The sequence below is a fragment of the Pseudotabrizicola sp. genome, from assembly GCF_030684215.1.
In the GTDB taxonomy this organism is placed as follows: Bacteria; Pseudomonadota; Alphaproteobacteria; order Rhodobacterales; family Rhodobacteraceae; genus Pseudotabrizicola.
Window position 1 is genome coordinate 18,533 of the sequence record NZ_JAUXOV010000054.1, and the last position, 8,847, is coordinate 27,379.

Below are 8,847 nucleotides of genomic sequence, written 5' to 3' on the forward strand. Positions count from 1 at the left end.
CAAGATATTGTTTACGAACGATAATTTTACGTTTCCTTCATGGGTCCCTAACTTTGACCCTAACTCGACAATTTGTGCCCGCCTCATGATTCGAGGAAGCGCGGACGGAGGTTCAGGCTCATCGCGAAGTGCCGTCTCTCACTCCACCCTTTGTGCGCAGCGCTTCATACAACTGACCAGGCCCAAGCAAAACATCCTTCAACCCATCTCGAACTGTTGCCGAATCCAACGCCTGTTTGCTCATCGTCGAATGTGCCTCAAAGGCATCGATGACGGCGTCAAGGATGGCCTGCGTGAGGGTGGGGGAATTCGAAAACTGCTGCTTGCTGTTATGGGTGGCCTGTTGGACCAGCGTTTCGCTTTCCATCAGCTTTCCCTTGATCACATTGTTCACATAGATGAGCTGGTCATCATCCGTCACTTCACCCTGAAACAGGTCGTTGAGCTTTGCCAAGATCTCAGCCAGCAGGGCCTTTTCCTTTTCCTGCAGGGTGCCCGTGCCAGTGGCTGTGAGCGGCTTCAAGGCCTCTGCAGCGGCACCGAGACTCAAGGGACGTTCACCCTGCGACTTCAGCTTGTGGTGAGTGAGGACAATCTTTGAGACGTCGAGCGCGGTTCGTTCGCGCCCGAATTCCAGCAAAGGAATAAGACGGCGATAGAAAATGCTTCGCGCCTCGATAGCAGTGTTTCCGTAGTCGAAGATCTGAGACAGGAAGCTGTAGAGCCGCAGGAATGCACCCATGTCATTGCGGAACAGCAGAAGCGCGTTCAGCGTGTCCTGAGCGTCCTTAGCAGCCTTATCGTCTCCGCCATCACGGGCCAACTTCAGGCGGTCCTGAGCGGCTCTGTAGGCCTTCAGCAGGCGGTCTGCGACGGGAGAGATGGCAGCGACCAAGTCGCCATGTGTGCCCTTCGGGTCCAGATCAATGCGCACCACACGGTCAACCTCGTAGTCATCATAGTGGCCCGACGCATCCAGCTTGGCGCGAAGATCGAATACGATGTTCGGGTCGGTGACGTCCTCCAAGGTTGCCGTCTGATAGTATGTACGGAACGCCTTGAGGATGTCTTCACTGCTGTTCACGAAATCCAGCACATAGGTGGTGTCCTTGACCACATCACCGCTTTGGTAGGACCGATTCAGCCGAGACAGGGTTTGCACAGCTTGGATGCCCGCAAGCCTCCGATCAACGTACATCCCGCACAGCAAAGGCTGGTCAAAGCCGGTCTGGAATTTGTTCGCCACCAGCAGGATGTGATAGTCGGGCTGGCTGAAGGTTTCCCTGATGTCGCGCCCCTTGAGGCCCGGATTGAGGGTCTTGGTGGTTTCGCTGAAGGGTTCGGGGCCGCTCTCCGGGTCGTTGACTTCACCTGAGAAGGCAACCAGTGTGCCCAGTGCATAGCCCTTGGACTTTATGTATTTCTCGATTGCCAACTGCCAGCGCACAGCTTCGAGACGGCTGCCAACCACGACCATTGCCTTGGCACGGCCTGCAAGCAATGGCTGAACCATCGCCCGGTAGTGTTCGACCACCACCTGCACCTTCTGGCTGATGTTGTAGGGGTGCAGGCGGACCCAGCGCATCAAGGCCTTCACAGCCTCGTTCCGCTCGACCTCCTTTTCGTCGATCTCCTTGCCTTCACCTGCCAACCGGAAGGCCAGACTGTAGGGTGTGTAGTTCTTCAGGACGTCGAGGATGAAGCCTTCTTCAATGGCTTGCCGCATCGAATAGACATGGAAAGCTTCTGGCAAATTGGTCGAACTTGCTGGCTGGCTAGGGTCAGGCCTGCGCCCGAACAGTTCCAGTGTCTTTGCTTTCGGCGTGGCCGTGAAGGCTAGATAGGTAATGCCGTTGACCCCTGCACGGGCCGACATGTTGGCGGCCAGCAAGTCCTCGGCGCTGACCTCTCCTCCATCGGCGACGTCTGCAACTTCCTCGGCTGACAACACCAATTTCAGTTTGGAGGCTGCTTCGCCCGTCTGGCTGGAATGTGCCTCGTCTGCGATGACGGCAAACCGCTTGCCCTTGGATGCCGCCAATTCCTGAACCGCTGCCAGCGCGTAGGGGAAGGTCTGGATGGTACAAACGACGATCTTCTTGCCGCCAGCCAGTGCCTCGGCCAATTGCCCGCTTTTCGCACCGGCTTCGGTGTTGATCGTCGCCACAACACCAGTCGTGCGTTCAAAGCTGAAGATCGCCTCCTGCAACTGAGTGTCGATAACGGTCCTGTCTGAGACAACCAGCACCGTGTCGAACACCTTCTGATGCTGGGCATCATGCAAATCCGCCAAGAAATGCGCCGACCACGCAATCGAGTTGGTTTTGCCTGACCCGGCAGAATGCTGGATAAGGTACTTGCCGCCCGCGCCTTCCTTCAGCACTGCGGCCTGCAGCTTTCGGGTACTGTCAAGTTGGTGATATCTGGGGAATATCAGTCCTGAGACTTGAGACTTACTGTCCCGCGTGGCCACCATGTAGCGGCCCAAGATCTCCAGCAGGCTGTCGCGCTGCCAGACTTCATCCCACAGGTAGGCCGTTCGGTGCCCGTTCGGATTCACCGGGTTGCCCTTGCCACCGTCGTCCCCCTTGTTGAACGGCAGGAACCGTGTCGCAGGCCCGTTCAGGCGGGTGGTCATCATCACTTCGGAATCACTGACGGCGAAATGCACCAAGGCACCGCCGGGGAAAGCCAACAGGGGTTCAGGACGTTGCCCCTTGGGGGTCGGGTGCCGGTCAAAGCGATACTGGTCCACAGCGTCCTGAATGCCTTGGGTGAAGTCCGTCTTCAACTCGGCGGTGGCGACGGGAAGGCCGTTCAGGAACAACACCAGATCAATGCTGTTTTCATTGGCCTGCGAATACCGCACCTGCCGTACCACGCGCAGGCGGTTGGCGTGGTAGAGGGCAAGGATATCGGGGTTCATTGCCAGAGCAGGTTTGAACTGGGCCAGCGCGATGGGCTTGCGCAGACCGATCATCTCCACGCCCCGGCGCAGCACCTCCAACGTGCCCCGGTCATCCATTTGCTTGCGGATGCGGTCCAGAAGCATCGGTTCTGCCGCTGCCCCGTGGTTCTTGGTCAGGGTCTCCCATGCCTTTGGCTGCGTCTCTTGCACCCATGCCACCAAATCAGCAGGGAAGAGCGCGCGGGCGCGGTCGTAGAGCGCTGCATCGCCAGCCCCATGCAGCCAGCCCGAAGCCGCCATCCGGTCGCAGATCTGGGCCTCAAGGTTGACCTCACGGTGCAGGCTCATGTCAGCATCCCCATCCCTTACTTGCCCAGCTGCAGTGTCTGAAGGTGTGGGCGCAAAGCCGCCTCGAGACGGTTCATTGCACTTACCAACTGCGCCTGAATCCCCTCCCATGCTTCATCGGGAGATTTGTAACCACCCGGAATGAATGCCTTGATGCGGCAGGCGCGCTTGGTATCCAGCCGCTCCCAACTCAAGGAGCCACCGAAGGCTGCTTCGATGGTTGCTCGGTGCATGGCCAGCCGATCAAAGATTGCCTTGTTCTCGTCGTCAGCGTCTGTGCCTCGGTCAATGTATAGCTCCGCCCCACACTGGTCCTGTGTGATGACGTAATTCAACTGTAGGCCGCGTGTGCCGGAACTGGTACCAATCCACGACTGAACACTGGGTGTGATATGCGCATGAAGTTTGGCGTCTGGGCGTTTCACCAGTTGCGACCACCAAGCGTGGCGAATGTCATGACGTGCGGCGAATTCCCGGTTGGTGCGGGCGACATCTGATTTGTCATCTGCCGGACTTACGATCATCGTCATCAATGCGGCTGGGGCCGAGTCGCCTATCTGCACGGCTTCGACCTTTAGCAGGTAGAAATCGGCGCTGGAATTGTCGTTCAGCCATGACATCGCCGCCACATGTTCGGGCCGGGGTTCTGAAACGATCCAGATCGCCGCCCGCGCATTCATGGCGGTCAGATAGGTGATCAGCTTGCCAAGGTGGTCGTGATTGCTCTTCTCCAACTGGTTTTCGATGATGACTTTGCCGTTGCTGTCATCCTCCGCCACAAGATCGATGCTGAAAACTCCAGCTGCCTGCTCCCGTTCGACATTGACCAAGTTGAATGGCAAGGCTTCGTTCAGCACATCGATATTGGCCTGCAGCCATTGAGTGAAGTCGTAGGCTTCGTGCTTCCACACCTCGCGCAGGGCAACACGGCGCAGCTTGCCAATTCCAAGATCGTTCATGCGGCTTCTGTCTCCTTCGGCGCGATGTGGCGCACGTCAATCTTGCCGGTGACGGCGGCGGAAATGAGGGCGGCGCGGCGTTCTTGCAGGAGTGCGATAGCGGTTTCGGCGGTGGCGTTGAGGGTGTCGAGTTGGGAGGTCTTGTCAGCCAGATGCGCGATGATCTGGTCCTGTTCTGCGCGCGGCGGAACGACAATCACAAAACTTCCAATCTGGCTTGGGCTGATGTGTGGAACGCTCACGCCGGTCATGTCCGGAAGAAAATGGTGGATAAAGGCCTCCCCAGACAACTGAAGCCGAAGGAATTCCTTGTTTAAGCTGTCGTCAGTCCTCAGCGACGCGACACGCTGCAGAAGGAGGCAGGGCACGTCATTCTCTGTGACGATTGCGACGCGAACACCTGCGCTTATCCAAGGGCGATCCATACCAATGACCAAATCCCCCGACTGCACTTCGAACACGTCTAGTCCGTCGTCTGGCGCTCGTCGCCAATAGACAGTTTCGTCCCACCGCAGTTCTCCAACACCCACGTTTGCACCACGCAATAGCGGAGTGTCATGCTCATCGTCGGAAAAAGAGGTTGATGGGAAGGCAAACCCTGAGAGGATTGAGACGAAGCGCTTTGCTTCACAGACCTCCCACCCCTCCGGCACGTCTCCGAGCCAGTCTATACCGCTGGGCTTCAAGGGGGCGTTGGGGTTCAGGCCTTTGGTGACGGCGTGGCTGATGACGGCCTGTCGCTTTTCGCGCAAGAGGTCGATCAACCGCCGCTGCTCTGCCACCAGCGCATCTATCTTGGCCGTTTCCCGATCAAGGAAAGCCGCGATGGCGGTTTGTTCAGGGAGGGGCGGAAGCACCACTGGGAAATCCATCAGGTCTTCACGGCTCATTTGGAGGGAATTGGGTCGAATGCCTGTGAGGAGCTGGGTGTATCCCTGAACATATATCGAGCTTCGCAGAAGGTGGTGGAAGTAGCGCCGATCTACGTCTTGGCGAAAATCATAGCTGCGATATGCTGGGCTGACATGTCCTTCGAACTCGGAGACGCCAAGTCCAGCATAATTCAGCCACATCGTATTAACGACCAACTGACCCGGCCTGACTATGCGATATCCAACCAAATCTTCATCCAGCCGCCGCCTGTTTTCGTCATCATAGCCTTTGACTTCGATACCGCGATAGCCAGACACCGAAAGCATCGGCCCAACAACTTCACTATCAATCTTTTCCGGGCTTTCGCGAAACTGATGGCGAAATTTTCCTACGGCCCATCCATAGGGTAAGTCCGCCAACCATTCCACCCCGGAATCCTTATAGGCTGGATATGCCTTCGTCATGCCGACAACTCCGCCAGCATCGCCTGTATTCGCGCCGTCACCCCGGCAAGCTCGGCGTCAATCTCAGCCAGTGGGCGGGGCGGCTCGAAGACATAGAAATGCCGGTTGAAGGGAATCTCGTAGCCGACCTTGGTCTTCTCGGCATCGATCCACGCATCGGGCGCATGGGGCAGCACCTCGCGCTTGAAGTAGGTCGTCACGTCCTCGGCCAGTGGCACCGTCTCGGTATCGCGCAGGCTGCTGTCCGGCTGCGGCTTACCTTTCAGCTTGCCCCGCTCGCCCAGCACCACGCGCCCCGCCGCATCCCGCAGGGGCCGCTCCACGGTGATCTGACGATAGCCAAAGGCTGCATTCGGCATGATGCGCGCCAGCGGGGCCAGCTTGACCCGGCACTCCTCAGGGGCCACTGGAGGGGCATCGCCAGTCAGCACCACATGCCTGCCAATCTCCTTGCCGCTGGCATCCAGCACCCGCGCAAGCTGCGCCTCATGAAAGCCCCCGAACAGACGCGTGATGGTGGCAATATCAGCATCGCCCATTTCCTTGCGCTTGGACCCAAGGGATTTACGCATCTTCTGCCAGAAGGCCGACCCGTCGATCAGCTGAACTTGGCCCTTGCGGTGGTCAGGCTTGCGGTTGGACAGTACCCAGACATAGGTCGCAATGCCGGTGTTGTAGAACATGTCGGTCGGCAGGGCGATGATCGCCTCGACCAGATCATTCACCAGCACATAGCGGCGGATTTCGGACTCGCCCGACCCCGCGCCCCCGGTGAACAAGGGGGAACCGTTCAGCACAATCCCAAAGCGGCTGCCGCCATCCTTGGCCGGGCGCATCTTGGCCAGCAGGTGCATCAGGAACAGCAGCGAGCCATCCGACACGCGCGGCAGGCCGGGGCCAAAGCGCCCATTGAAGCCGTGGCGTTCGTGTTCGGCACGTACAGCCTTTTCGACCTTCTTCCACTCCACCCCAAAAGGCGGGTTCGACAGCATGTAGTCGAACTTCTGCGCGGGGTGGCCGTCATCGGACAGGGTGTTGCCAAAGATGATGTTGGAAACATCCTGGCCTTTGATCAGCATGTCGGCCTTGCATATGGCATAGGACTCGGGGTTCAGTTCCTGACCGAACATGACCAAGGACGCCGCGTCGTTGTGTTCATTCAGGTATTCGCCCGCGACCGACAACATGCCCCCAGTGCCAGCCGTTGGGTCATAGATCGTGCGCACCACGCCGGGTTGTGACAAAACATCGTCATCCTCGACAAACATCAGGTTGACCATCAGGCGGATGACTTCACGCGGCGTAAAGTGCTCCCCTGCGGTTTCGTTAGACAATTCTGCAAAGCGGCGGATGAGTTCTTCGAAGACCAGCCCCATCTGAAGATTGTCGACACGGTCAGGGTGCAGGTCGATCTGGGCAAACTTCTCGGCCACCTGATACAGCAGCCCCGCCTTGGCCAGTCGGTCAACCTGCGCTGAGAACTCGAACCGTTCAAAGATGTCGCGCACGTCGGGCGAGAAGGCTTGGATGTAGCTGTAAAGGTTGGCCGCGATGTTGTCCTGATCGCCCATGAGCGTTTTCATGTTGAGGTCGGACGTGTTGTAGAACGTCTGCCCAGCCTTGCGCAGCAGGAAGGGTTCCGGGTTCATGCCCTGTGCTTTGCGGGTGGCCAGTTCTGCCAACACCGCGTCCTTGGTAGGCGACAGAACGCAATCGAGACGGCGCAGCACGGTGAACGGCAGGATGACCTTGCCATAGTCGGCCTGCTTGTAGTCACCACGCAGGATATCGGCCACCGACCAGAGGAAAGACGAAAGGGCTTGCTGGTTCAACGGGTGGCCTCCAAATGCACTTTGCCCATAAAGCCCGGGCGGCAAGGCATTGGCAACGCGTAGATTGCCATAAAGCTCAATCGCGGATGGAAATCGTTAGTCAGCGGCAAGTCGCCTTGTCGCGCGTTGGCGTTATTCTCCCCGATTGGATGCGATCACTACTTGGGCAAAACATGAACCGCTTTCAAGTGAAATTCACGCGGTTTCAGCTTTAGCATTTAGCTTACAAGCCGAGTTTGGCCTCGGCAAGAGCGAGCAATTCCCCATAGTCGACATGCTGCGTTGCATTCTGGGATGCACGAACCTCCGCCAGATTGCGCGCCAATTCGACGACCGCGTCAGGATCAAGCTCAATGGCTTTTGGCTTGGCGTGCACATAGGGCAGCACCGCTTTCCAAGCATCTACCGCTAGCGCCATTTCACCTTCGGCCTCGGCCCTCTCCGCAATGCGAACCAAAGCCTCCGCGGGGCACTTGCCCTGCGCCAGCAGCTTTTCGGAAAGCGCGCGCGTGCGCCGGTTCTGCGCGCCCTTTGGACGCCCGGCACCGGGTCGTGAGCCGCCGAGGTTTGTTTGAGCGTTCATAAGGGTATGTTATAACAGTATGAGAAATCTACAACCTGAGAATGCTTTCTGAGCTGAGTTTTCTTGGGTCGCAGGATCGCGATGATCTGCGCCTCAGTATATCTGCTTGTCTTCATTCAGAATCTCCTCGTTCATCTTGCCGAGAAAATTCTACTTATGCAGCCCCTTACTTTCGGGGGGGATTACCATTTCTTTCGTGACTTGGGGAACCATGAACGTCTTCGGCTGGGTGATTGATGGGTTCTTGAAACGATCATGAGAAAGCCAAACCACGGCTGACCGGAGCCTTGGACGTCCCGCATGGCTGTTGCTGAGCTCAGTCAGTTATGCGGACATTGCGGACGTTTCCTGATCTATATAACAGCAATATCATTATACGGACATCGCTTTTCGCATTTAAGAGGAAGCGAGAAATGGGTCAAGCAGAATTCAGGCCCTAGTTTTTGATTGGCATCGCATAGGTCGATTCTTTTGATGTAATCGCTTTTAGATGACATCGACGTGCCAAAGTGAGTCTGCAGTGATACAAATATCAGGTCGGTCACATAATCAGATGTAGCCCAAATTATTAACCACTTTAACCAACAAGTTTTTGAAAGGACTCGGCGGAAAAACTGTAAAAATCTTTCTTATGGCGCCTTTCGAAGCTTCGCATCAGATAGCTCTCAACTAGGCTCCAGACTCATTGATGATCAAAGCCAGAAGAGGACGGTTGCGGCCATGGCGACAGCGGAGAGGAAGACCTTCGGGCATCTGTCGTAGCGCGTTGCCACTCGTCGCCAGTCCTTGAGCCTTCCGAACATGATCTCGATCCTGTTGCGGCGTTTGTATCGGCGCTTGTCGTATTTGATGGGCTTGCCGCGCGACTTCCGGCCAGGGA

The 8,847-nt window shown here is 57.2% G+C and carries 6 protein-coding genes; all 6 read right to left on the reverse strand.

The annotated features are described in order from the left end of the window. Positions 1-118 precede the first annotated feature (118 nt). Positions 119-3,025 carry a type I restriction endonuclease subunit R gene (locus Q8K08_RS10710; RefSeq protein ID WP_305250049.1) on the reverse strand — a complete coding sequence of 969 codons (2,907 nt, stop codon included), beginning with the start codon at positions 3,023-3,025 and terminating at the stop codon, positions 119-121. Positions 3,026-3,273: 248 nt separating this feature from the next. Beyond that, on the reverse strand, positions 3,274-4,215 hold the full coding sequence (locus Q8K08_RS10715) for a DUF4268 domain-containing protein (protein ID WP_305250050.1): 942 nt from the start codon (positions 4,213-4,215) through the stop codon (positions 3,274-3,276). Next, positions 4,212-5,552: a hypothetical protein gene (locus tag Q8K08_RS10720; protein ID WP_305250051.1), complete on the reverse strand. Its 1,341-nt coding sequence runs from the start codon at positions 5,550-5,552 to the stop codon at positions 4,212-4,214. The genes Q8K08_RS10715 and Q8K08_RS10720 overlap by 4 nt, the downstream gene beginning before the upstream one ends. After that, complete coding sequence (locus Q8K08_RS10725) at positions 5,549-7,384, reverse strand: class I SAM-dependent DNA methyltransferase (protein WP_305250052.1); 1,836 nt, start codon at positions 7,382-7,384, stop codon at positions 5,549-5,551. Before Q8K08_RS10725 ends, Q8K08_RS10720 begins: the two co-directional genes overlap by 4 nt. 223 nt (positions 7,385-7,607) lie before the next feature. Then, positions 7,608-7,967 carry a hypothetical protein gene (locus tag Q8K08_RS10730; protein WP_305250053.1) on the reverse strand — a complete coding sequence of 120 codons (360 nt, stop codon included), beginning with the start codon at positions 7,965-7,967 and terminating at the stop codon, positions 7,608-7,610. Between the two features lie 692 nt (positions 7,968-8,659). Further along, positions 8,660-8,847 (reverse strand): transposase (locus tag Q8K08_RS10735; protein WP_305250054.1); only part of this gene is annotated, 188 nt, incomplete at its 5' end.

Coding starts and splice junctions, on each gene's coding strand:
- Q8K08_RS10730 (WP_305250053.1), bottom strand. CDS start 7,967: ATGAACGCTCAAACAAACCTCGGCGGCTCACGACCCGGTGCCGGGCGT.
- Q8K08_RS10720 (WP_305250051.1), bottom strand. CDS start 5,552: ATGACGAAGGCATATCCAGCCTATAAGGATTCCGGGGTGGAATGGTTG.
- Q8K08_RS10710 (WP_305250049.1), bottom strand. CDS start 3,025: ATGGATGACCGGGGCACGTTGGAGGTGCTGCGCCGGGGCGTGGAGATG.
- Q8K08_RS10715 (WP_305250050.1), bottom strand. CDS start 4,215: ATGAACGATCTTGGAATTGGCAAGCTGCGCCGTGTTGCCCTGCGCGAG.